The sequence below is a fragment of the Burkholderia mycopellens genome, from assembly GCF_964265025.1.
Lineage (GTDB): Bacteria > Pseudomonadota > Gammaproteobacteria > Burkholderiales > Burkholderiaceae > Burkholderia.
Genome location: NZ_OZ183803.1, coordinates 3097760 through 3123092 on the forward strand (window position 1 = coordinate 3097760; position 25333 = coordinate 3123092).

Here is a 25333-nt window from a genome sequence, read left to right on the forward strand (position 1 = left end):
ATCGAGACGCGCAGTAGCGCCGCAAGATTGGTCTCACGCCAGTCACTTGTGCGACTCGTGCGACTCGTGCGACCACCTCGCACTTGATGTTGTTTGACAAAAATTTCGTACGAGAACGAGCTCATTTACCAATCCATTGGGACTCGACCAATTCTTTCAACCCTCTTACTCGGAAACAATGTCACCTGTTTCCTGCCGCTGCGACCGGCGTGTCTCAGCAACGGCAACAGCAGTGCAAAGGAAACGTCGGTGCGTCATCTCTCGACGCAAGACCATTAACCACAGGTAATCACATGTCCAAAAAAGCACTTTCCATCCTGATGGCGACAGCGGGTCTCCTCGCCGCTGCGTCGTCGGCCCATGCGGCGGACGGCACGATCACGATCACCGGCGAGATCACCGCCCAGACCTGCAACATCTCGGGCGACGGCGGCGGCAAGGACTTCACCGTCACGCTGCCCACCGTGTCGACGTCGTCGCTGTCCACGCAGGGGTCGACGGCCGGTCGCAAGCCGTTCCGCATCGCACTGTCCAACTGCTCGCCGAACTCGGGCAATGCTTCGGTGTACTTCGAACCGGGCACGACGGTCAACGCACAGACGGGCCAGCTTTTCAATGCGACGGGCGACGCGAAGAACGTCGAGGTCGGCCTGCTGAACAAGGACGGTTCGAACATCAAGCTCGGAGCGGCCCAGGCACAGCAGAACTCGCAGGTCGTGCCGATCTCGGGTGGCGCGGCAACCCTCGATTACTACGCGCAATACGTCGCGACCGGCGGCAGCGCCACGGCCGGCACGGTCGGCACGTCGGTCATGTACTCGGTCTCGTATCAGTAATCCGGTCTCGCGACCAGCGGCCCGGGCTCGCGGAGCAACGCGGCGCACGGGCCGCGTCCGACCGACGGTATGTGATCTGTCTATTTACAAGGAGAAATCGGCGATGGGGAAGTCAATGAACTGGCGTTCGAGCGTGGGCGCTGCGGCACTGGTCGCGTCGCTGTCCGGCATTGGCGCAGCGGATGCGAGCGTGGTAATCAACGGAACGCGCGTGGTCTATCCGGAACAGGAGCGCGAGGTCACGGTCAAGCTGACCAACGACGGCGACAGGCCCTCGCTCGTGCAGGCCTGGCTGGACGACGGCAACGCGAACGCGCTGCCTGACGAGTCGAAGGTGCCGTTCATGCTGACACCGCCGTTGTTCCGCCTCGATCCGCAGAAAGGCCAAAGCCTGAGGCTGATCTACACGAAGGCGCCGCTCGCACAGGACAAGGAAACACTGTACTGGCTCAACGTGCTCGACGTCCCGCCGCAGGCGGCCAACGATCCGGACGCCCCCAACCTGTTGCAGCTCGCGTTCCGCTCGCGCATCAAGTTGTTCTTCCGTCCCGCCGCGCTGCAGGGCGTGGCCGACGAGTCGGCGGAGAAGGTCACCTGGAATTTCGCGCCGAAGGCCGGCGGCGGCTATGCACTGCAAGCGAAGAATCCGACGCCTTACCACGTGACGTTCACGAAGCTGACCGTCAAGTCCGGCGGCGCCACGTGGACCAACGACAAGGGCGGCATGGTCAAGCCCGGCGCGACCGAGCAATTCGACCTCGGTAACGTGCCGTCGATGCCAGCGGGGCCGATCGAGGTCGACTACACGTTCCTCAACGACTACGGCGCAGGCATCGAAGGCAACTACGCGCCGAAAAAAGCGCACTGACGCCGCCCGACCATCCCTGAATCACTCGTAGCTGACCGGCCGGCGTGGCAATCGCACCGGCACTGGCAATCCGTCGTTCGCATCATGCAGATGCGGCATTAATACATCGAATTCATGCGAACAGATCATCACAATCGAACACTGGAGGCACCGGCGCGTTTCGCGCTCAAGCCGAGCTATCTGCTCGTCATGGCAACGCTCGGCAGTTGGACTGTCGGCGCGCTGGCCGCACCGGCAGATCGTTTCGACGTAGCGCAGGTTCAGTTCAACGACACGCTGATGATGAAACCGCGCGGGCAGCGACTCGATCTCGGCCGCTTCGCGAAAGGCAATCCGGTCCCGGCGGGCGACTATCTGGTCGATCTCTACGTCAACAACACGTGGAGCGGCCGCTCGACGGTACGCTTCAGCGCGGAAGCGGGAGCGGACGACGCACGGCCGTGTTTCGATCGCACGCTCGTGACCCGGCTCGGCCTCGACGACCAGGCACTGACCGACACCGCGCGCGCCAAGTTGGCGCAGGTTCGGGCGGGCGCGTGCACGGACGTCGACAAGCTGGTCGCCGACGCCACGTACGAATTCGACATGTCGGAACTCCGCCTCAACGTGAGCATTCCGCAGGCGGCGCTGCTGCGCAATCCGCGCGGCTACGTGAGTCCGGAACTGTGGGACGACGGTGTACCGAGCGCGACGCTCAAATACAACACGAACGTGTACCGCAACGCGTCGTCGGGTTATGCAAGCACGCAGGCGTATGCGGGGCTGAATGCCGGCGTCAACATCGGAAACTGGCACTTCCGGCACAACGGCACCTATACCGCGCAATCGCAGGGCGACAGCCGCTATCAAAGCCTCAATACCTATGTGCAGCGCGACCTGCCGGCCTGGCGCAGCCAGCTGAAGATCGGCGAGACGTACACCGACGGCACGCTGTTCAACAGCGTGGGCATGCGCGGCGTCACGCTCGAAACGGACGACCGGATGCTGCCCGATTCGATGCGCGGCTATGCACCGGTGATTCGCGGCGTCGCAACGAGCAACGCACACGTCCAGGTCACGCAGAACGGTGCCGTGCTGTACGAAACGAACGTCGCGCCGGGTCCGTTCGAAATCAACGATCTGTACGCGACGGGCTACGGCGGCAACCTGCTCGTCACCGTCACGGAGGCCGACGGCAAAAAGCGCAGCTTCACGGTGCCGTACTCGGCCGTCGTGCAATCGCTGCGTCCCGGCATCTCGCGTTTCGGCGTCGCGCTCGGCCAGTTGCGCGAGCCGCAACTCGAGCGTCATCCGAGTTTTGCACAGGCCACGTATCAGCGCGGCATCAGCAACCTGCTGACGGGTTACGTCGGCGCGATCGTCGCGGAAAACTATCTGGCCGGGCTGGTCGGCGCGGCATTCAACACGCCGGCCGGCGCGCTCGCCATCGACGTCACGCACGCCAGTGCGCGTATCCCGGGCGTGTCGGCGACGAGCGGCCAGAGTGTGCGCTTGAGCTACAGCAAATCCGTCGAGGCAACCGGCACGAACATCGCGGTCGCCGCGTATCGCTACTCGTCGCGCGGCTACTGGGAACTGCGCGACGCGACGTACGCCCGCGAGCGGGCCGCGGCCGGCGCGGATCCGAACATCGCATACCGGCAACGCAACCAGGTTCAGCTGACGCTGAACCAGACGCTCGGCGAAGGTCGCGGCAGCCTGTTCGCAGTGGGCTCGACAGCCAGCTACTGGAACCGCCAGGGCACGACGACGCAATTCCAGCTCGGCTACAACAACAACCTGCGGATCGGCGGCGTCAACCTGAGCTACAACCTGTCCGTTTCGAGGCAGCGCGACGGCTATACGGGCCGCCTGAACAACCAGGTGTACGCCAACGTGACGGTTCCGCTCGGCCGGCGGTCGTACGCGCCGACACTGACCACGAGCGTCACGCACGACAGCAACGGTGCAACCGGGCAGATGGCGCTGACCGGTACCGTCGGAACGGCCAATGCATTCTCGTATGGCGTGAACGTCAACGCCGGCGGGGGCGCGACGTCCGGTGGCGGCAATGCGCAGTATCGCAGCCCGTACGCGACGCTCTCCGCTAGCGCGAGCGGCGGCAGCGGTTACTCGAGTGTGTCCGCCGGCATGTCGGGCGCGATCGTCGGCCATGCGGGCGGCATCACGCTCGCCAACGACCTCGGCGAAACGGCCGCGATCATCGAGGCGAAGGACGCCGTCGGCGCGCGCATCACGAATGGCACGGACGTCCGGATCGACGGGCGCGGCTATGCGGTGCTCCCGTATCTGACGCCGTACAAGATGAACACCATCGAGCTCGATCCGAAAGGCATTCCGAGCGACGTCGAAATGCTGACGACCAGTCAGCAGATCGCGCCGCGAGCGAACTCGATGGTCAAGCTCAAGTTCGAGACGGTGACCGGTCGAGCCGTGCTGCTGACGATGCGTCAGCCGGACGGCGAACCGGTGCCGTTCGGGAGCACGGTGGTCGATGCAGAAGGCAAGACCATCGGATTTTCCGGACAGGGCGGCATGTTGTTCGCCCGCGGCCTGGGCGAAACCGGTGTGCTGACGGCGAAATGGGGCAATCGCGCAACCGAAGTCTGTTCGCTCAGCTACCGCTTACCGACCAAACACGACAAGGCCGAAGTGTACGCGCGGGTCGACGCGATATGCGCGCGCACCGTGCCAGGGAATACGCTCCCGCAAGCCGCCGTCGCAACGGAGGCGCGCGGGCATTTCACCGATTCAGATCAAACCGGCGACGCGACGGTCCGCTCGAGCGATGACTCGCAACTGAGCGCCGCCTTTCACTGAGTCGAATTCAATCGAAATCACGATAAATGGAACATGAAAACATGAGATTCAAATATCTTTTTATTTCCATTATTTTCTTTGCAAGCTGGTTTAATTCGAACCCCAGCCTGGCGCAAACCAATCTTTGCCGTTTCGGCAACGGAAACTCGAGCGATTACCAACGCATCTTCACCTTCGGCAATGTATACGTCTCCTATGACACACCGAACGGTGCCGTCTTGGCAACAACGACGGTGGAACCAATGGATTATGTCTGCGGAGCCAACACAACCCCGCCCGGAGGCTATCAAACCTATTTCGTTGATCGCGGATCCCCATCCAACATCCCTGGCGTGGTTTACATTCCGTACTCTGCAACTTCGCGCTCGCTAGGATTGCGCTTTACCAATCTTGATACTGGAGAGGTCACGATGGTGTATGGCGGTGCCCAACAGGATTGGGCCCCCGCGAATCCGACTACCAAGCCGATTGATGGGCAATTTCGCGTCAAAGTCGAATTAATCAAGCTCAGTGACGAAATATATAACGCATCGCTCCCAACGACCTTTCCCGCCGGCATTTGGAACATAGGTATAGTAAGCCGGGGAGCCCCCCATTCCGGAGTCAGGTATCAGTTCTACTGGTTCAACAAAACCGGAAAACTGATCATCATGCCGAATACTTGCACGGTCACCACGCCGTCGGTCAATGTGTCATTACAGCCCATCGCGGCAAGCAAACTCAATGCTGTTGGCATGACAGCGGGGGATAAGGAATTCAATATCGGTTTGAACTGCAAATCCGGGTCGAAAGTTTACGTGACACTGACCGATTTGACCGATCAGAGCAATACCGGCAATCAATTGACCCTCACGCCCGATTCGTCGGCGAAAGGCGTGAAGCTTCGCATCCTGAGAAACGGACAACCCGTCGGTTACGGTCCGGATTCCATCGCGCCTGGCAATACCAACCAATGGTTGGTCGGGCCGTCCGCGACAACGACCAGCATTCCGCTGTCCGCGCAATACATCGCGACCGGCCAGGTGTCTGGCGGAACGGTCAAGGGTGTCGCGACGTTCACGATGAGCTACCAGTAAGTGATTCGGTAGCGTACCGGTCGTCAGGCAATCGCGAACGGCCGGTGCACTACGGCGGTCATCGCTCGATCGATGGCTGAAGCAGGCTTCTGTTTCGCAGTCCTTCAGGATTGCATCGGAAGATCATTGACGGACGAAGTCGGGTGTCGCCCGTACGGCCGGTCACGGCATACGGACGGCTCGACGGCGGAGTCCGTTTTTACATCTCCTAGTACTAGAGGAATTGACATGAAACTCGCATTCTCCAGCATCGCCGCTCTCACCATCGCTGCCGCGGCAGCACTGCCGGCCGTGTCGCACGCCGCGGACGGCACGATCACGATCAACGGCAAGATCGGCACGCAGACCTGCACGATCGACGGTAACGGCACCGGCGGCAAGGACTTCACCGTCGCGCTGCCGAAGGTGTCGACGTCGTCGCTCGCTTCGGGTGGGTCGACGGCCGGCCGCACGCCGTTCAAGATCAGCCTGAAGAACTGTTCGCCGGCGACGGGCAATGTTTATACGCACTTCGAGCCGGGTACCACGGTCAACTCGACGACCGGTCAACTGATCAACGCATCGGGAACGGCGAAAAACGTCGAAGTCGGCCTGCTTAACGGCGACACGACCAACATCGGGGTCGGCAAGGCCGACGAAAACTCGAAGGTCGTCCCGCTGGCGAACGGCGCGGCGGAACTCCCGTACTACGCGCAGTACGTCGCGACGGGCGGCGCCGCAGGTCAGGGCACGGTGAACACGTCGGTCATGTACTCGATCATGTATCAGTAATCGATGCCCCGGCGCGCCCCTCGCGCGCCGGGGTATTACCGATGCGCGGGCTCGCCACAGTCCGCGTACTCAGAGTACGCCCCGCCGGAACAAGGCGGCGATTGCCCGTTATCCCGGGGGAGAAACGACGCGTGTTTCCAATGCGTCGGTGGTCGATCAGAAAGACAATCCTTCACGCAGAACCCCGCCACACACCTCGGCATTTCTCGCGGCTATCGCGGGGATTCAGCCTTGCTTGAACAGGTAGGAACGCGTTTGCGTCTGCGCGGCGAGCGTCGTGCTGCTCAAACAGCGATGCCGGATACGACGGCCGCGAGCCCCGATCCGACGATCAATACGTCGGATTATTTTTCCGCCCCATCCGAACCCGTCCCGTCACCCGTCGACAGCCGTCCGAGTGCCAGCCGAACAGCCTCCTCGACCGAATGCCAGATGCGCGTCAATGCTGCCGGGCCGCCTTCCTGCATCGCGTGTTCGGCGCGCGCACATGCGTCGCGGGCCTCGACATCGCCCGCCAGCGCAAAACCACCGCGCATCGAATGCAGTTCGATGCGCAACGTATCCACGTCGCCGCTCGCGAGCGCGTCACCGATCGCCGCGAGCGAATGCAGCGTGGCCTCGTGCAGCGTGTGCCGCACCTCGTCGGTCATCGCGGGCGCGACAGGCATTCGCTCGGTCGCCGCTGCGGGCGACGTCGCGTCGCGTCCCGCATGCCGCCGCAACGCAGCGTCGAGTGTCTCGATCGACAGCGGCTTGAGCACGACTTCCACCGCGCCGGCCTGTTCGCAGCGCCGGCGATCCTCGTCGGTCGCGTGTGCCGTCATCGCGATCACGGGCACCCGCGCACCCTGCTCGCGCAGGAAGTTCGCGAGCGCAAAGCCGTCGAGTTCCGGCATGCCGAGATCGGTCAGCACGACGTCGTACGGTCGCTCGAAGAAGGCGCGCATCGCCTCGATGCCGTTGGAGACGATCGTCGCGTCGTAGCCCAACGCGTCGAGCTGGTCGCGCAGCAACGCCCGGCTTGCCGGATGATCCTCGGCGACGAGCACTTTCAGCGGTTCTTCATCGTCGGACTCGGCAGGAGCCTCCGCGCCCGCTTCGGCGTCCATCTCCGTGTCGTACCCGCGCGCGGCATCCACGAACGTCCCGGGTTCCGGCGCATCGTCTCGCCAGCCAGACGGCGCTTCGGGCAACGGCAATGCAGCCACGAAAACCGTGCCTTCGCCAAGACGGCTGTCGACCTTCAACGCGCCGCCCATCAGCGTCACGATGCGCTTGCACAGCGGCAGCCCGAGCCCCGTGCCGCCGAAGCGCCGGTAGATCGACGCATCGGTCTGGACATAGACGTCGAACAGCGTCGGCAGGCTGTCTTCGGGAATGCCGATGCCCGTATCGCTGACCGCGATTTCGACGCCACGGCCGGCCGGGCTCGCCTTTGCAAGCCGCACGTCGATCGTCACGCCGCCGCGCTTCGTAAACTTGATCGCATTGCTGACGAGGTTCGAGACCAGTTGCCGCAGCCGGGTCGAATCGCCCACGTAACCGTCGGCGAGATCCGGCGCGATGCGGCAGGTCAGCGCGAGGTTTTTTGCATCCGCGAGCGGGCGGAAGATCGCAGCCACGTCGTTCACGACCCGACGCAGGTCGAACGGAATGCTTTCCAGCGCCATCTGGTTCGACTCGGCCTTCGACAGGTCGAGCACGTCGTTGATCACGCGCAGCAGCGCATCGGACGACGACATGATCGTCCCCAGCCGGCGCCGCAGCGGCGCCGCCATCTGCGCGCGCTCCATCAGTTCCAGGTTGCCGATGATCGCGTTGAGCGGCGTGCGGATCTCGTGGCTCATCGTCGCGAGAAACGTCGACTTCGCCTTGTTCGCGAACTCGGCGGCCTCGCGCGCCTCGCGCAGCTTCTCCTCCGCCTGCTTGCGGGCCGTGATGTCGAGCAGCGTGCACAGCAGCACGTCGATCCCGCGGTACCGGGTGCGCACGATGTGCGCGTCGAGATAGACGGTGCCGTGCCCCGCGCGCTCGACGGCCAGCTCCCGCGTCACGCGCGTACGCGCATGGCCGGCAAGCGCGCCGTCCCGGTACGCGCGCCACAAGCGCTTGCCGAGCGGCTCGCCCGACACGTCCTGCTCGTAAGCAATCAGCGCGTCGTTGCGCATGATCGTTTCGCCGTCGGCGAACGACAGCAACACAAGCCCGGCCGGCGCCGTGCGGATCAGCGTCCGGTTGAGCGCCTCGCTTTCGATCAGGCGAATCGCCCGCCGATTCGCCGGACGCAGTGCGCGCCGGTCGAACGTCACGATTGCGATCCACAGTAGCGCGATCGCGAAGAGCGCGGGCGCGACGGTCAGGCTCGCGCGCAACGCTACATCATTCAAAACGGCGCGCCACGAGATGGTCGCCATCACCACGTCGTCCGATCTCGGTACCCTGTCGCTGACGACGAAGTTCATGCCGACGCGATGTGCGGCCGCCCGCTCGCCATCGTCGTGGCGCGCATGCTCGAGCGCGCGCGCCACCATCGTGCTGTCGGGTTGCCGGCCGAGCAGGAGATGTCCGCCGGAATCGACGAGCGCATATTCCGTGCCGGCGCCCGGCGAGCGCAGTATCCCTTCGATCAGCGGCGGGCTGTTGATGACGAACCAGACGACCGGCCTGCCGTTCGCCCCAAGCACCCATTGCACCATCCGCAGCACGGAGCGTCCGAGCACCGGATCGAATCGCCGCTCGAGCGTGATCGTGTTTTGACGAGCGACGGGCGCCATCGATACGGACGTATCGTTCGTCATCGGTCGCAATTGCGCGACGAGTGCCTTGACATCGAAACCGCCTGGCAACGCAAGCGCTCGTTTCACCAACGGATGCCCTGCCGTCACGATGAACTCGCCATTCGGATCGATCAGATAGGAAGAACCGCCCGGATCGGCCGGTTGTGCCGGCGGCAGGACGCCCATGATCTCGACCGGCTCGAGATAGCGTGCGAGATAAGGCAAGTGACTGTTCGCTGATGCGGCCGGCGGGATGTCGGCGAATGCCGCGATCGCAATTCGCCCGTTCCGCCCGACGAACGTCTGCTTGCCGTGCTTGCCGGCGAGCACCCCGGGCAGGCTTCGCGGATTTTCAACGACGCTGGCCCATTGCAGTTCCATGTCCTCGACATAGCGATTGCGCAGCGCCCTCATGATCTCCACCTCGGCAACGAGTTCTGCCCGGCGCCCCGTGAACTCGACCCGGAAGCGCTCGAGGGACTCCTGCACGTCGAGCAGCAGCACGAGCGTCGCGCACGCCAGAATGAATGCCGAGATCGCCGCGCCGCTGGCATACAGCAGGAACTGCTGCTGCCGCCGGACGCGCCCCGGCTCGAATGGCTTGCGACCGGCCACGGCGGGGTACGAAACAAGTCTCTTGAGCTTTGCGGGCATGTCGTATCGATCTCGTTGCTCGTGGCCGGGCATGCCGCGTCATTCGCCGATGCCGGCGCATCGCCTCCCTGTCAAACAGGGCAGTCACGTGGCGTGGCGTGCCGCCACCCACACGTAGGGCCTCACTTCGACGGCGTCCGCGCTGAAGCCGATCCAGAGCGGCAACCGGCTCGCGCGCGCGTCACGTCGACGACGACGCATCGCCGTCAGGCGCGCCGGAGAGGTTCTGCTCGTCGTTATAGCGGATCAGATCCGCATCGCGGACGATCCCGAGTTTCTTCATTGCGCTCGACTTCTGCGAACTGATGGTTTGCTTGCTGCGATGGAGCTGCGCGGCGATCTCCCCCACCGTGTAGCCTGCGCCGAACAAGCGGACGACCTCGATCTCGCGCGTGGTCAGCGCGCGAGTGGCGGGCTCGGATTCGATGTCATGCAGGAGTTGCTTGATATACGGCGACATGTAGTTCGCACCGACGTATGCGGCATGCACGGCGCCGATCAGGTGCGAGATCGCATCGGACTTGCTGAGGATGCAACTCACGCCCTGCTTGTGGATCGCGCGCAGCACGCTCGGATTGTCGATCATCGTGATCGTCACGATATGCAGCGCAGGATAGCGGCGCTGCAGGAACGACAACAGCACGAGCCCGTCGCCGTACTTGCCGCCCGGCATCACGTAGTCGAGCACGAGCACATCGCTCTGCTGCGCGTCGAGCGCCGCGACCAGGTCCGTCGAGTTCGAAACGGTGCCCACGAGCTTGATCGTGCTGTTGCCCTGCAATGCCTGCGAGATACCGAGCGCGGACGCCGGATGATCGTCGGCTACCATCACGCGTACAAAGAATTCGTCCATGTTCCTGTTTCCCCGAGGCTTTCAGTCACGCATCCGGTCCCCGCCGCGACGGGAGCATGCTCGCGCCATCGTGTCGATGGCTGGCCGTATTCGGCGCACCGGACAAATAATGCCTCAATTTTAAGATAAATCCCGGTCTGCCCTTCGATCGACGCGTGGCCGTACGGCGGACGATGCGCCGGCGCTCGCCGTGCACACGACGCGTCCGCACGGCCGCACCGTGCAGATTGTCCGAAGATCACGACGGCTCGGAGCCGTTACGGGATGCCGGCCGCGCTCTCTCGCAGCTCGGCTGGGCCGCTACACGGCGCGCTATCGGTGGCTCGAATCGCCTGGTAGGTCATGCGTATTGTCATCCACCCTGTTTTTCCACTCGATCAGGGTACGGCGCCGCTGAACCGGCGACATGAGCAGAAACTCGTTCATCATCGTCAGGAATTCCCGACGAGACTTCTCAGAAAGTGCGGCGAAATCGAGCAACAGTGCGAATATCTTCCCTACATGACGCACGATGTTCCCCTCCAGTATTGATTTGAAATCTGCCGCGCAACGTGAACGTGCGTCGGCACCCTGCCTTTGTTATGTTGGATACGCGTTGACGCGTACGATGCTGTCGGTTACTTGTCATGCAAAGCTGTTTCATGATTGGTTGATCTCGATGTGCACATGGCCGCGCACGGCTCCTTCGCCGAAGTCGCGTTACGGCGCTGCCACGCATGCGCAAGCGCGCCGCGCAGGTGGCCGAGCGTCACGGGTTTCGTCAATACGCGTCGGACACCGGCTGTCGTGCAGCGGTGCATGCCCTCGGGCGTCAAATGCGACGTCACGACCAGCACGTCGCACGCGGGATCGACGTCACGTGCCGCTTCCGCCAGTTGCTGCGCGCGCATGTCGGGCAGGTCGTCGCCGATCAGCAGCACGTCCCAGTCGTCGCTGGCCAGCGATTCGAGTGCCGCGCGCCCCGATCCGACCTCGGTTGCCGCGCAGCCGAGCGCGTACAGTTGCTCGCTGAAAATCGAGTCGTTGATGGTTTCGTCGTCTGCGACGAGCACGCGCAATGTGCGACTGCCGTGCGCGGCCGCGTCGCGCGATGCGGGGACCGTTGCCGAATCGCGAGCATGCGAATCGCCACGCCGCGGGTCGTCGCCCGATACGGCATCGATCCCGCTTTCATCGCCCATCTGGCCGCCGAGCGCCAGCGCGGCGCGCAAGCCGCCGAGCGAATAACTCGATACGCGTACCGTGCCGCCCGCGCGATACGGTTCGAGCGGGCCATCGGGTGTCGCGAGTATCAGCGGCGCGCAATCGCTCAGGCTGTTCAGATCCGCTCGCGACCACGTGTCGGAATCGCCGAACAACACGACCGCGCCGCGTCGTGCCATGCCGGCCGGCAGACTCGACGGGCTGTCGTACACGCAGACGTCGAATCCCCATGCCTGTAGATGCGGCAACGCAAAATCGCGCCACCCGGGATGCGCGGCGATCAGCGCCAGCGCGCGGGCGTGTGCCGCGCGCGGCCGGTCGAGCGCGACGACGTCCATGCCGAGCGGCAGAAGCACGCTGAACCGGCTGCCGACGCCCGGCTGGCTCTCCACCGCGATGCGGCCGCCCATCGCCGCGACGAGCCGGTCGCACAGCGCAAGCCCGAGCCCCGTGCCGCCGTAACGTCGTGTGATCGATGTATCGACCTGCGAAAATGCATTGAACAGCTTGCGTCGATGTTCGTCGGCGATGCCGATGCCGGTGTCCTCGACCTCGACCGACAGCTCCGGTGCATCGTGCCTGTCGGCAACGACCGCGACGCGCACGGTCACGCGGCCGACGTCGGTAAACTTGAGCGCGTTGCCCAGCAGGTTGCGGAGCACTTGCGCGAACCGGGTCGGATCGCCGCGCATCTGTTGCGTACTGCTCGCATGGATCTCGCAGAACAGCTGCACCCCCTTCGCCTTCGCGATCGTCGCGAACGCGTTCAGCTCGCGCTCGACCACCGCGGTCACGTCGAACGCGATCGATTCGACCGACATCGCGCCGGCCTCGATCTTCGAGAAATCGAGAATGTCGCTGACGAGCGCGAGCAGGCTCGTCGCCGACGTGCGCAGCGTGTGAACGCGGCCATGCTGGGTCGCGTCGAGCGCCGAGCGCTCGAGCAGTTCGAGGTTGCCGAGAATCACGTTCAGCGGCGTACGGATCTCATGGCTCATCGCCGCGAGGAACGACGATTTCGCGGCATTGGCCGAATCGGCCGCGCGCACGGCCTCTTCCAGCTGCTGCACGAGCTGCCGCTTGGCGGTCACGTCGGCAACCGCGACGATCAGCACGTCCGTGCCCTGATAGCGTGCGCCGCACGCAACGAATTCGAGGTGCAGCGGCGCAGCTTGCACGTCGCCCAGCAGCAGGCCGCCGTGCTGCTCGCCGCCTGCATCGCCGCGCGCCTGCCAGGCGTCGACCACCTGGCTCGACAGCGCGTGATAGTCGCCGCCGATCCGCCCGATCATGTCCGTCAGCGCGGGGCTCACGAGCATGCAACGCCCGTCGTCGCGCGCGATCAGCCCGAGCCCGATCGGCGCCATCTCGATCACGCTGCGGCATAGCGCTTCGCTGTCGAACACGCGTTGCGAGTGCGCGTAGAGCGGCACGAACTCTCGCCGATGAAAGCGCAGCAGCAACCCCCACATGACCATGAGCGCGAGCAGCGTCGCGGCGCCGAGCGTACCGGCCGAGCGCGCGACGCCGGCCGCGATGTCGGTCCACGACAGCGCATACGCAAGCGTCCAGCCCGTCGATTCGAGCTTGCCGTGAAACAGCAGGAAGCCGTCGCGGAACACAGGCGCCCCCAACGCCGACGCACCGCCCCGCGACGGGTTCAGCTTCAACAGGCTTTCCACGCGACCGGTTTCGCGCGCCGCCGGATCCATCGTGACGAGCCGGCCGTCGGCCGTCGTGATGTAGAACATGCCTTCGGGACGATAGTCGGCGAGCCAGGACAGCAGGTAATCGGGCGGATATTCGGTGACGAGCACCGCGAACGGCTTGCCGTTGTCGCGCGCCTCGGCCGCGAGCCGGATGCGCGGCTGCCCCGATACGGGATCGGTGAACGGCGCCAGCCAGCGCACGTGCGGGCGCGAGTCGGTGATGCCCGGATACGGGCGTTCGAAATCGACGCGCAGCGCGTCCAGCACGCGTGCGCGGCTTTCGGGTGAAACCAGCGCCGGATCGTCGCGGTTTCGATGGGGTACCAGCGCGAACAAACCTGTGCGCGTGCTGTAGTGGTAGCCCTCGAGCGTGCGCCCGCGATTGATCGAACTGGCCGCGCAGATGCGTGCCAACAGCATCGACAGCGACAGATAGCGCGCGACTTCGGCCCGATCGCCGGTTTGCGCGGGCACGCCGATGACAAGCGATGGATGCGGACGGGTCGCGACGCGCTGGTCGTCGAGGAAGAATGTGTCGACGACCACCGCCGGCGCGGCGCTGGCCTCCTGCCAGATCAGTTGCGCGTTCGCGACGCCGTTGCGGAACGAGGTTTCGCTCACCTGGATTTCGTTCAGCGTCTGCTCTAGGCCGTTCAGGTAGTTGCGCCGCTCCCCTTCGACATATCCCGAGACGATCGACGCCATCCCGAGACCGCAAGCGATCAGGACAAGGATGGTGACGACGATGCCGCCGCCGAACACCGAAATGCTCTGGTAACGACGAAGGGATTGAAGCGGGCTCTGCGACATGGCGCGCGGCGGCGATCGCGAACGCGACCGGAACGACATCGTTCCGACATCCGTGACCGCCTCGGAAAACACCTGGAAAGAAGGGGGATTCCGATCATGCCAAAGGCCTGCGGGGGTGTCCGCATCGTACGAACCATTTCGTACACGTCACATCGAACGGCCTCGCAATTTCGGACTTGAACGAAATTTGATGCAGGAAATATGAGCCGTTTGTTTCGCATTGCGCCGACAGCGCGTTCGGCGGGTGAGCCGCTCAGGCAATACGATGAGTGGGCGTTTTTCAGGGATAGCACGGTCGCGCGGCTACCTTGATGCGTAACGACGGCGCCGCATACCGACTGTCCCGCGACTTTCCGGCCGCGCCCGGCTCGCCACCCAAAAGAAAGGGTTCTTCGCGGATCGACGCGAAGAACCCTTGCAAAGCATCGTTGCGACGAAGGCAGACACGACGATGGCGCGCGTGCCGCCATCGCCGGCCCGCCGGCCCGCCGACCCGCACGGCACCCGTGCCGAACGGGCGTTGGACCAAAGTCACGACAACGCGACGCGCCGGGGAGGCGGGCGTCGCGGCAACCCGCCACGCCTCCCCGAACGGGACCGATCAGTTCCGGATTTCGCCGAAATCGAGGCCCGCGAGCGGCACCGCCGCCGCGTTTCCGCTCACGCCATTGCCGCTCATCCAGCCGAAGTTGAGGCCGACCAGCCCACCGTACAACTGGTCGTAGCCGGCCGTATAGGCAATACGGCTGCGCGAGCTCGAACGATCGACGTTGCCGAAGTTTTCGCCTGCGACGCCACCCAGCCGTGCATTGCGCCCGCCGGACACCGAGCCTGACGACGACGACGACGCGATCTTGCCGTCGTTTTTGCCGACCAGGCCGCCAACCGAACTGCCATCGCCGCCCTTCGCCGAACCGAAGGCGTCGGACGCGTCGATCGAAGCAATCGTGTGATTGTGGCCGACCAGGCCGCCGACGTAGCTGCCAGCGCCGGCAACGACGTCGCCCGACGCGCCCGACGAAGACACGCTGCCCCAGTTGAGGCCGACCAGGCCGCCTGCCCTGCCCCTGCCGGCGACATTCACGGCCCCGCTTGCGTAGGCGCTCACCACCTTGCCGAGGGCGCCGTTCCAGCCGACGAGACCACCTGCGATGCTGTCGTCGCCGGCCGATACGGTGCCGCCCGCCGAGGAAGCGGCCACGAGGCCGTTGTTGTCGCCGACGAGACCGCCTGCCTGGCTCTGCGCACCGACCTTGACCGCGCCGCTGGCCGACGAACCGTCCACCTTGCCGATGTTCGAGCCCACGAGCCCGCCCGCCTTCACGTTGTTGCGCCCTTCCACCTTGCCATGTGCGTCCGATGCGAGGATCTCGGCCTTGTCCGCGTTATGGCCGACGAGACCGCCCAGCTGGCTGCCGGCGCCCGCGGAGACATTACCGAGCGCAGTGGATGCGCGGATCGCGCCTTCGTTCAATCCCACGAGACCGCCCGCCATCGCGCCGTTGCCGGCCTGAACGCTGCCGCTCGCCGTCGACGCAGCGATCTTGCCGCGATTTTCCCCGACAAGGCCGCCCGCCTTCCCGTTGTCGCCCACGATTACGTCGCCCGTCGCGTCGGATGCGTCGATCAACGCGGCGTTGTAGCCGACGAGGCCGCCCGCCGTCGCATCGTGGCCGGCCCGCACGCTCGCAGACGAAGAAGCAGCCTTGATCACCCCGCCTTCGTTGTAACCGACGAGGCCGCCGACACGCGCATCGCGGGCCAGGGCGGTGACGCTACCCGCGACCGTCGACGCCGTGATGACGCCGCGGTTGACACCGACCAGGCCGCCCGTATCACCGGCCGACTCGCTGCTGACCTTGACGTCGGCGTGGCTGTTGCTGATGGTCGCGTCGCCCAGATCCGGCTGGAGGGCCGTGCGGTTTTCTCCGACCAGACCGCCGACGTACAGCGCGTCCCTGCCGCCTTCGACGCGGCCCGAAACCGATGCGCGATCGATTCGTCCGCTGATATTGCTGCCGACCAGGCCACCGAGGATCGCGCGTCCGTTGCCGCTCACCAGGACGTCTTTCGCCTTTACGTTGGTGATGTCGCCCAGGTTGTAGCCGGCCAATGCGCCGACGCTGACCGGCGACGCCGTGTACCCGGCCGGCGTGCGCGCCGTGATCTTGTCGAGCCCGAGGTTGGCGATGCGGCCGGTGTTGACCGCAAACAACCCGACGACCGCACTGCCGGGATTCGAGACCGACAGATTGCCGATGGTATTGCCCAGACCATCGAACACGCCGCTGAACGACGCACTGTCGCCGCCGAGGCTGCGGAATTGCGCACCCTTGCCGTCGATCGCGTTGCCCAGCACGTAGCGGCCGTTCATGTTGGCATCGACGCCGCGCAGCCCCGCGAGATCGTGAATCACGCGATACGCTTCACCGTTCGCCGAGAACGACGCATTGCGACCCGACAGCGTGACTACCGCATCGTCCGTCAGCGTATGGCCATTGCCCGAGTTCAGCGCGAGGCTCGCGTTTTCGCCGGTCAGCGTCACCTTGTTGCCGATGCGGATGCGTTGCGCCGCGTTCATCGTCACACCCGCGTTCGCGCCGCTCGCCGTCAGCGACTGCTTCAGGTCGACGTTGCCCTTTTTCGACGTCAGCGCCAGCGCGTTGTCGCTCGCCCAGTTCACCGCGTCGCCCACCGTCAGGTCGCCCGACGTGTTGGTCAGCGCCACGTTCGTCGTGCCCAGGTTGCGCGACAGCGTCTCGCCATCGATCGCGGCGTTACCGCCGACCCCGGCGTTGGCCGCTTCGATCGCCCACTGGCCGGCGCGGCCCGACGCCGCGCGCGTATCCACCTGCACGTCGCGCGACACCGTCACGCGCTCGCCGCGCGTCGTCACCGTGCCGCCCGCCGTCGAGGCGTCCTGCGCGCTCGCGTCCAGCTTCCCGCCGACCTGAACCTGGCCGCCGTCCAGCGTGATCTTCCCCGCGCGGCTGCTCAGGCCCTTCGCCTCGATCGTGCCGCTGTTCCGGACCACCGAACCCAGCAGATCGCCTGCCGCGCGCGCCGTCATCAGCACCTCCCCGCCGTCCGCCTTCAGCAGCCCGCCGTTGTGCGCCTGCGCGTCCACCGCCCCGCTTTCGACCTGCAGGTTTAGCAGCCCGTTGCCGTCGAAGTTCACGTTGAACGCATTACCCGCGCCCAACGCCACGCGGCCCATCTGCGCACGGATCACACCCGTGTTCGACACGCGCGCGCCCAGCAGCGCCACGCTGCCGCCATCCGCCGCCGTGATCGTCCCGGCGTTCTCCACCGACTGGCCCGAGGCTCCGGCGAACCGGTAGCGACCGGCCAGGAAATCCGCGTCCGACAGGTTCTGCGTCGACGCCACCAGACCGCCCACGTTCACCTGCGCGCCCGAGCCGAACATCACGCCGTTCGGGTTCACCAGGAACACGCGCCCGTTCGCGTCCAGCTGGCCGTGAATCTGGCTGCCGTTCGCGCCGACCACCCGGTTCAGCGCGATCGACTGGTTCGTCGGCTGCTTGAACGACACCCGCTCGCCGCTACCCACGCTGAAGTCCTGCCAGTTCGTGATCAGCTTGTCCGTGTGCTGGTTGATCGACATCGTCTTGTTGTCCGCCGACTTCGCGATGTCGGCCTGCCCCGACATGATCTCGCTGCCCGTCGGCAGCGCGTACGCGCCCGACGCCGCCAGCCCCAGCAGCGACACGCCCGCCGCGAGCAGGCGCTTGCCGCCGCCCGACTTGCCGCGACGGCGCGCCGTTTCCCCGACCGCGCACCAGCCACCCTGTGCTTCGTTCCACACCAGTGAATAGGCCTTGTTCATTTTGGTATCCTCTTCAATCTGCCTTATAAAACCCGTCCTGCCGGACGGACCGATCACGCACGCTCAGAAATACTGAGCGGCCTGAACCCATACGCTCGGCGCGCGGGTCGGCGAGCCGAACGCCGCGCCGAGCGGCCACGCAGCCGTCAGCGTCACTTGGCGCTTCGCGCCGAACCAGCTCGCGCCGACACCGCCGGCCTGCATGTGCTGCATGTTTCGCTCACGCGTCCACGGAAACTTGTCGGCCTGCACGCGCCCGGCGTCGACGAACGTGCTGACCTGCCAGCCCGGCGCGACGAGATACCGCAACTCCGCGCTGGCCTGCCAGCCCTGGTCGCCGCTGCCGGCGCCGAGCGCGTACGCGCGCACGCCGTATGGGCCGCCGAGACTGAATTTCTCCGATTCGTCGAGATTGCGCGACGCGAGCTGTGCGCTGAATTGCGCGTACAGCTCGAACCGACGCCCGAGCGCCTGCACCCGCAGCGCGCTCACGTTCAGCTTCGTGAAGCTGCCGATCGATTTTTTCAGCGCATCCGCTTCGAACGGATCGTTGCTGCGCAGCCGCCCGACACCGAACATCACCGAGAACCCGTTGCGGCCTCCGCCCAGCCAGCCGTCCTGACTGTTGCCGCTGACGCCGAAGGTCCACAGGCCGATGTTCTTGTCGCGCCGGATAGCGAATATCCCGTAGTCGTCGCGCAGGTTCTTGTTTTCGTACTGGGCCTGCGCGGTGACGCTCAGATTGCGTGCGCGCACGAGCGGCTGGGTCACGTACGCGGTCTGCACGCTCGCCCGGCCGCTGGAATCGAGATCCGAGAATGCTCCGCCGAGCCGGTAGCGCAGCGACGAATACGCGACGCCGACTCGCGTGGACACGGGGCCGACAGGCAGCTGGTACGCAGCACGGTAGTAGCGCTGCAGTTCGTTGCTGAGAAGCCCGCGCAGGCTCAGGCGATCGCCGAGCCGCAGCGGCGAATTGACGTCGACACTGGCGCCGACACGGTAGCGCCCGAGCGCGACGTCACCGAAGTTGTCGAATTCGAGCGACCCGGACGCGAGCGGCCCTTTGTCGGCGTCGACGACGAGATCGGTGGTGCCGGGCGTATCGCCCGGACGCAACGTGCCGCGCGCGGCGACGCCGGCCAGGTCGTCGAGCAGCAACAGGCTGCGCTCGAGAGCGGACCCGCGTACGACATCGCCCGGATGCAACGCCGCGAGCGGCTGGCGCAGCGCGGCATCGAACACGCGCGAATGATTCCGGATCGTGATCGCTCCATAGCGCCCTTCGGCGATTTCGATACGCACGACGCCGTCGTCGATGTCCTGGCGAGGCAGGTAGGCACGCGCCAGCACGTAGCCATGGCGGCGATAGTAGGCAGTGATGCGCGCGGCGGCGCGCTGCAGATCGGCGAAACCCAGCGTGCTGCCCGCAAGATCGGCGACGAGCGGCTGCAACTCGTCGTTGCCGAACACGGTATTACCGTCGAGCGCGAATGCGCGAACGAGCACGCGCGGCCCCGACTCGGGCGCGCGCTCGGCAGCCTCTTCCGACGGCGCCACCGTCAGTTCGGGCGAGGCTTCCGGCGGCAGATCCGGCCGCGGCGCCTCGATATCGCGCATCGCTCGCCCTGCATCCGGCACTTGTGCATGGACCGGCTCGAAAAGACTCGCGACACCACCGCAGATCAGCGCCACACACATTGCGTGGCGAACCCGCAGGACCACGCCGAGGTCGCGCGACACCGAACGCGAACCGGCCTCGCGTGACCGTGCCGCTTCGACGCGACCGATGACGGCCCGACGGCGGTCGGCGACTTGCATATGATCTACCCACATGGAACACATTCGGACCTTGCCGGCAAGGCACTTGCCAGCTGTAACTCAAGCGCCGAATGCTACAGACGGACATTTCGCATGTATTTAGATCACGTACGAAAATTCGTGACTGAATTGTTAATTGCTGGCGCGGCCGGACGAGGCGTGCGAATGGTAAAGACGACTTCCGATTGATCGAAAGGATGGAAGCCGGCCGTCGACCCAATCATCGCGCGAGCACGGTTGACCACCTGCGGCGGCACGCCTAAAGTGGCATTCCTTTTACGCCGCTCACGCAAAAGGGACGCCCATGATCGACTTCTCCACGCTCGCGCTGTTCTCCGGCGCATGTCTCGCGCTAACCGCCACGCCGGGCCCCGACATGCTGCTGATCGCGTCCCGCAGCGTGAGCCAGGGCCGGCGCGCGGGCTTCGCGACGCTCGCCGGCATTCAGGCCGGCACCTATTGCCATGCGCTCGCCGCCGCGCTCGGACTGTCGCAGCTCTTTCTCGCGGTGCCGATCGCGTACGACATCGTGCGCTTCGCGGGCGCCGCCTATCTGCTGTATCTCGCGTGGAAGACGTTCCGTTCGGATGCAACCGCGCCGTCACCCGTCGCGTCGCAGCGCCGCCACTCGACCGCGGCGATCTTCCGCCAGGGGCTGACGACGAACCTGCTGAACCCGAAGATGGCGCTGTTCGTGCTCGCGCTGTTTCCGCAGTTCGTGCGCCCCGGGCACGGTTCGATCGCCGTGCAGATTCTCGTGCTCGCGACGGTGCTGAACCTGATCGGCATCGTCGTGAACGGCGCGGTCATCCTGTCCGCGAGCCGGCTGAGCCAGCGGATCGGCGCGCGCCGCCGCCCATCGAAGCTGCCGCAGTATCTGCTCGGGTCGGTGTTCGTGGGGCTCGCCGCGCGACTCGCGGTGGCGGGGCGGAACTGATCTCTCCGCCTCCCGAGGTAAACCGGCAGACCTGATATCCATTCGGACAACTAGTCGAATTCGGCCCGCCGGCAAACAATCTGGCTCGCACATCGGCAACGAAGCACCGGAGAAACGTCCAGACGTTTCTCCGGTGCTTCCGTGCATTCGACGAGCCGCCCTCATGACAGACGCGACGGCGCTCCTTCTTGCAAGGAAATAACAAATTTGTTACTATGCGAACCGTCGCGTATGAAATCCATTTCTTCAGCGAGCAAGTCGAGGCAGGCGTGTTTGCGTTGCCGAAGACGCTGACCGCCAGGTTCTTCGCACTCGCTGACCGTATGGAGCAGTACGGCCCGAATCTGGGCGAACCTCACACCAGGCCGATGGGCGACGGGTTGTATGAAATGCGCTTGAAGGGCCTGGAAGGTATCGCCCGTATGTTTTACTGTGCGGTCGTCAACCGGCGGATCGTCATGCTTCACTGCTTCGTGAAGAAGACGCAGAAAACGCCGCAGAAAGAGCTGGAAACTGCGCGCCGCCGATTGAAGGAGATTCGTTATGGCAACCTATAAGGCACTGCGCGAGCTCGCGTTGTCCGATCCGAAGGTACGCGCCGAATACGACCGGCTGAACCGCGAGGAATTCGCGCTGCTCGACGCAATGCTGGCCGCCCGGCGAGCCGCCGGTCTTTCGCAAGCCGAAGTGGCGGAGCGCATGGGCACGAAGGCGCCTGCCATCACGCGGCTTGAACGCGCGCTCGCGACAGGCCAGCACTCTCCATCGATCGAGACGCTGCGCAAGTATGCCGCCGCGTGCGGCAAGAAACTCGTGATCTCGTTTGCCTGAATCGCACCCACACCCGGCCATGCATGAATCGGCCGTCAGTGCGCGGGCGGGGATCAGCCGGGAGGCGAAGCAGGTGAGCCGTCAGTCGCACGCGACATCGTCGCGACGCGCGATGCCGGCCTTCAGCGTGTCGCGCCCAGCGCCACGCGCAGCCGCTCCATCAACTGCGTGTAGAAACGCAACACGTCGTCCTTCGGCACGACATTCGCGGTCGAGAAGCGTTCGGACCACGCCGGCTTCCATTCGTACGAGCCGTGCACGCTCCGATCACCGTCGGGGGCCTGGATCAGCGAGCGGATCCGCGCGTCGCGGCCCGGGCCCGTATGCATGTCGAACAGCGCGTGGATGTACGTGTGATACGCGTCGTACACGTCGTCGTCGAACAGGTAGCGGTAGATGTGGAACGTGCGATCGAGGTCGCGCTTCGCGCGGATCACGTCGTCCGGGGAGATGTCCTTCCAGTAGCCGATCCACGTGTAGAAGCACAGCAACGCATTGAGCTGCGGCGCAACCGCGTCGTATAGCGCGAGCCGCTTCTCGATCAATCGCTGGTTGGTCCACTGCACCAGTTCGAGCCGCTTCAGCCGGCGCGCGACGAGCCAGCCGAGACACGCGACCGACAACGGCGTCAGCACGCCCAGCACGAGCTTGACGATTTCCAGCGAATTCCACGGCGTGTTGATTGGCTGCATGAATGGCCCGACAAGAAGAAACGCCCGCGCCGGCGCATGAACCGGCGCGCAGCACCGCCCGCCCGATCGCATCGGCATTGACCGTTAGTTGCTTGCGCATCGAACGTCGCGCGACCACTCAGGCAACCGGTTCGAAGCGCTGCGATTCGTCAGTCTACCGAGCGATTGTCACCGAGCCGTGACCGTTCGTCGACCCGTCCGTCGCATGACACGCACCCGCATCGAGCTAGGTCGGTAGCGCCGACGTGAGCTTGACCTTCTGCATCGGAATGTCGGTCTTCACGCTCAGCACGCCTGGAATGCGCGTGAGGGTTTCCATCTGGAAGCGCCGGTAGTCGTCGATGTCGGCCGCGACGACGCGCAGCAGAAAATCGCAATCGCCCGCCATCAGGTGGCACTCGACGACTTCCGGCATCTGCTGGACGGCCTCGGCGAAGCGGTTCACCGATTCCGCGTCCTGCCCCTTCAGCCACACGCGCGTGAAGATCGTCAGCCCCTTGCCGACTTTCGCGGGATTCAGCACGGCCACGTATTTCTCGATCACGCCGGCTTCCTCGAGGAGCCGTACGCGCCGCAGGCACGGCGACGGCGACAGCCCGACCTCGTGTGCGAGCTCCACGTTCTGCATGCGGCCGTCGCGCTGGAGCGCGCTCAGGATCCGGCGGTCGATGGCGTCAAGTTTCATTGGCATTCAATTCCAAAAAATTTGCGTATCACGCGTTCAATGCCAAATTTTGAGAAAAATCTGGCCACAACGCAACCCGATTCGAGTCAAAAAAGCAGACAATTCCTCCCCCGAAGGAGGAGTAATGAGCAGTAGCGTTTCAACGTCGTCAGGGCTTCGCGAGAAGCCCGCCTATGTCGCCGAGATGGGTCGCGGTTTGCGCGCGGCGCTGCCCGTCATGCTGGGTTTCGTGCCGTTCGCGCTCGTGCTGGGCGCGCAGGCCGCGCAGAAGGGGCTGAGCCTGTTCGAAGTGCCGATGATGACCGGCATGAACTTCGGCGGCGGCTCCGAATTCGCGGCGATCCATCTGTGGACATCGCCGCCGCATATCGCGCTGATCGTCGCGATGTCGTTCCTCGTGAATTCGCGCCACATCCTGATGGGCGCCGCATTCGAGCCGTATATCCGCCGCCTGCCGCGCCGCCGCGCGCTCTTCGCGCTGTTCTTCATGTGCGACGAAAGCTGGGCGATGTCGCTCGCCGACGCGCGGGCGCGCTCGGCCACGCACATCAGCGTGCCCTATTACGCGGGCATCTGCGTGGGGCTCTACCTGACGTGGATCTCGATGACCACGCTCGGCGCGGCGGTCGGCCCGACGATCGGCAACGTCGAGCAGTACGGCTTCGACATGGCGTTCACGGCGGTATTCCTGGTGCTGCTGCGCGGGATGTGGAAAGGGATGCGCCCGAGCCGCCCGTGGTTCGTGAGCCTCGTCGTCGCCGCAGCCACGCACCTGGCCGTGCCCGGCGCGTGGTACGTCGCGGCCGGCGCCTGCGCGGGGCTGGTCGCCGCGCTGCTGTGGGAGCCGCGCGATGCCTGATTTCCCGGATTTCAGCACGGTCGCGACGATCGTGCTGATGGCGTCGACGACGTATCTGTCGCGCATCCTTGGCTACGTGCTGCTGCGCAACCGCACGCTGAGCCCCCGGATGGCGTCGGTGATGGAGAACGTGCCCGGCTGCGTGCTGATCTCGGTGATCGCGCCGGCCTTCGTGTCGACGCGCCCGGCCGACCTGCTCGCGCTGGCCGTGACGCTGATCGCGGCGACGCGCCTGTCGATCCTGCCGACCGTCATCGTCGGCGTCGTGTCGGCCGGCCTGCTGCGGCACCTGCTCGGCTGAACGGTTCCGGCCCGCCGCGCCTGTCGCGGCACGCACACCGACCAACGGGCGCGCGATGCGCCCGTTTTCGCATCCGCGCCAATCGCGCGACACGACGATCCTCACGCGGGAATGCTAGCCTTGTGGCTGGCGCCATACTGCACGCCCCCCTCTCATTGCCCATCTCCACGAGGATCGTCCCGATGCCAGAAACCCGCCCGCTGTTCGATCGTGTCCTGCTCACCAACGACGACGGATTCGATGCCCCCGGCCTTGACGTGCTCGAACAGGTTGCCACGCAACTGGCGCGCGAAGTGTGGATCGTTGCACCGGCTGAAGACCAGAGCGGCACGTCGCATTCGCTGAGCCTGCACGACCCGCTGCACGTGCATCGCAAGGGCGAACGCCGTTTCGCGGTGCGCGGCACGCCCGGCGACTGCGTCGCGATCGCGATCGGCCACCTGATGAAGGACGCGCGGCCCGACATCGTGCTGTCCGGCGTGAATCGCGGCGGGAACCTCGGTACCGAAACGGTGTTTTCCGGCACGGTCGGCGCCGCGATGACGAGCATGCTGGTCGGCGTGCCGGCCATCGCGCTGAGCCAGGCCTTCACCGATCGCAACGCGGTGCCTTGGGACACCGCGCTCGCGCTTGCGCCGGACGTCATTCGCCGGCTCGTTGCCGCCGGCTGGGACAGCGATGCGTGCCTGAACGTGAACTTCCCGCCGCGGCCCGCGCAGGACGTGCGTGGCCTCAAGGTGACGAACCAGGGCGCCGGTACGCTGCAGGGCGTCGAGATCGTGTCGAGGTGCGACCCGCGCGACTTCGAGTATCACTGGCTGAAGCTCGCACGCGCGCCGCGCGACGACGATGCGGATTCGGAAACGGTCGCGCTGGGTGATGGGTATGTCGCCGTCACGCCGCTGAAGTTCGAGCGCACGCACGACCAGGCGCTCGCGCAACTGCGATCGCGCCTCGGTTGATCGCTTGATCCGGCCAGCAAG

Annotated in this window: 18 protein-coding genes; 11 read left to right on the forward strand and 7 right to left on the reverse strand. The window is 65.2% G+C overall.

Going from position 1 to position 25333, the window contains the following annotated elements:
* Nucleotides 1-293: 293 nt before the first annotated feature.
* The 5 genes from ACPTTC_RS32140 (at nt 294) to ACPTTC_RS32160 (ending at nt 6371) form a co-directional block, all read left to right on the forward strand.
* Nucleotides 294-836, forward strand: a complete 543-nt coding sequence (locus ACPTTC_RS32140; RefSeq protein WP_423395405.1) for a fimbrial protein — start codon at nt 294-296, stop codon at nt 834-836.
* A 103-nt stretch (nt 837-939) separates the two neighbouring features.
* Nucleotides 940-1704, forward strand: coding sequence for a fimbrial biogenesis chaperone (locus ACPTTC_RS32145; protein ID WP_423395406.1), 765 nt, complete (start codon nt 940-942; stop codon nt 1702-1704).
* Between the two features lie 114 nt (nt 1705-1818).
* Nucleotides 1819-4524 (forward strand): fimbria/pilus outer membrane usher protein, encoded by a 2706-nt coding sequence (locus ACPTTC_RS32150; protein WP_423395407.1) that lies wholly within the window; start codon nt 1819-1821, stop codon nt 4522-4524.
* A 26-nt stretch (nt 4525-4550) separates the two neighbouring features.
* The gene (locus ACPTTC_RS32155; RefSeq protein ID WP_423395408.1) at nt 4551-5600 is read left to right on the forward strand and encodes a fimbrial protein; all 1050 of its coding nucleotides are present in this window, start codon (nt 4551-4553) and stop codon (nt 5598-5600) included.
* 228 nt (nt 5601-5828) lie between these two features.
* Nucleotides 5829-6371, forward strand: a complete 543-nt coding sequence (locus tag ACPTTC_RS32160; RefSeq protein WP_423395409.1) for a fimbrial protein — start codon at nt 5829-5831, stop codon at nt 6369-6371.
* Nucleotides 6372-6715: 344 nt separating this feature from the next.
* Here the strand turns inward: ACPTTC_RS32160 and ACPTTC_RS32165 are convergent, their stop codons facing one another.
* The 5 genes from ACPTTC_RS32165 to ACPTTC_RS32185 form a co-directional block, all read right to left on the reverse strand.
* The gene (locus ACPTTC_RS32165) at nt 6716-9802 is read right to left on the reverse strand and encodes an ATP-binding protein (RefSeq protein ID WP_423395410.1); all 3087 of its coding nucleotides are present in this window, start codon (nt 9800-9802) and stop codon (nt 6716-6718) included.
* A gap of 181 nt (nt 9803-9983) precedes the next feature.
* Nucleotides 9984-10655, reverse strand: a complete 672-nt coding sequence (locus tag ACPTTC_RS32170) for a response regulator (protein ID WP_175956773.1) — start codon at nt 10653-10655, stop codon at nt 9984-9986.
* Nucleotides 10656-11272: 617 nt separating this feature from the next.
* Nucleotides 11273-14377, reverse strand: a complete 3105-nt coding sequence (locus ACPTTC_RS32175; RefSeq protein WP_423395411.1) for an ATP-binding protein — start codon at nt 14375-14377, stop codon at nt 11273-11275.
* A 601-nt stretch (nt 14378-14978) separates the two neighbouring features.
* Nucleotides 14979-18224 (reverse strand): GLUG motif-containing protein, encoded by a 3246-nt coding sequence (locus ACPTTC_RS32180; RefSeq protein WP_423395751.1) that lies wholly within the window; start codon nt 18222-18224, stop codon nt 14979-14981.
* 63 nt (nt 18225-18287) lie between these two features.
* Nucleotides 18288-20045: a ShlB/FhaC/HecB family hemolysin secretion/activation protein gene (locus ACPTTC_RS32185; RefSeq protein ID WP_423395412.1), complete on the reverse strand. Its 1758-nt coding sequence runs from the start codon at nt 20043-20045 to the stop codon at nt 18288-18290.
* A gap of 304 nt (nt 20046-20349) precedes the next feature.
* Here ACPTTC_RS32185 and ACPTTC_RS32190 point away from each other — a divergent pair, with 304 nt between their 5' ends.
* The 3 genes from ACPTTC_RS32190 (at nt 20350) to ACPTTC_RS32200 (ending at nt 21813) form a co-directional block, all read left to right on the forward strand.
* Entirely contained in the window at nt 20350-20982 is a 633-nt protein-coding gene (locus ACPTTC_RS32190; protein ID WP_423395413.1) for a LysE family translocator, read from the forward strand.
* A gap of 215 nt (nt 20983-21197) precedes the next feature.
* Nucleotides 21198-21539 carry a type II toxin-antitoxin system RelE/ParE family toxin gene (locus tag ACPTTC_RS32195; RefSeq protein ID WP_423395414.1) on the forward strand — a complete coding sequence of 114 codons (342 nt, stop codon included), beginning with the start codon at nt 21198-21200 and terminating at the stop codon, nt 21537-21539.
* Entirely contained in the window at nt 21526-21813 is a 288-nt protein-coding gene (locus tag ACPTTC_RS32200; protein ID WP_423395415.1) for a helix-turn-helix domain-containing protein, read from the forward strand. Before ACPTTC_RS32195 ends, ACPTTC_RS32200 begins: the two co-directional genes overlap by 14 nt.
* A gap of 122 nt (nt 21814-21935) precedes the next feature.
* Here the strand turns inward: ACPTTC_RS32200 and ACPTTC_RS32205 are convergent, their stop codons facing one another.
* The gene (locus ACPTTC_RS32205) at nt 21936-22505 is read right to left on the reverse strand and encodes a hypothetical protein (protein WP_175965421.1); all 570 of its coding nucleotides are present in this window, start codon (nt 22503-22505) and stop codon (nt 21936-21938) included.
* A gap of 226 nt (nt 22506-22731) precedes the next feature.
* Nucleotides 22732-23190, reverse strand: a complete 459-nt coding sequence (locus ACPTTC_RS32210; RefSeq protein WP_012365188.1) for an Lrp/AsnC family transcriptional regulator — start codon at nt 23188-23190, stop codon at nt 22732-22734.
* Between the two features lie 124 nt (nt 23191-23314).
* Between ACPTTC_RS32210 and ACPTTC_RS32215 the strand changes: the two genes are divergently transcribed.
* The 3 genes from ACPTTC_RS32215 to surE all read left to right on the forward strand — a co-directional run bounded on the left by ACPTTC_RS32215 (nt 23315) and on the right by surE (nt 25312).
* Nucleotides 23315-24049, forward strand: a complete 735-nt coding sequence (locus ACPTTC_RS32215; protein ID WP_423395416.1) for an AzlC family ABC transporter permease — start codon at nt 23315-23317, stop codon at nt 24047-24049.
* Nucleotides 24042-24350, forward strand: coding sequence for an AzlD family protein (locus ACPTTC_RS32220; RefSeq protein WP_069250570.1), 309 nt, complete (start codon nt 24042-24044; stop codon nt 24348-24350). The genes ACPTTC_RS32215 and ACPTTC_RS32220 overlap by 8 nt, the downstream gene beginning before the upstream one ends.
* Before the next feature lie 182 nt (nt 24351-24532).
* Nucleotides 24533-25312: a 5'/3'-nucleotidase SurE gene (gene surE / locus ACPTTC_RS32225; RefSeq protein ID WP_423395417.1), complete on the forward strand. Its 780-nt coding sequence runs from the start codon at nt 24533-24535 to the stop codon at nt 25310-25312.
* The last annotated feature ends 21 nt before the right edge of the window (nt 25313-25333 follow it).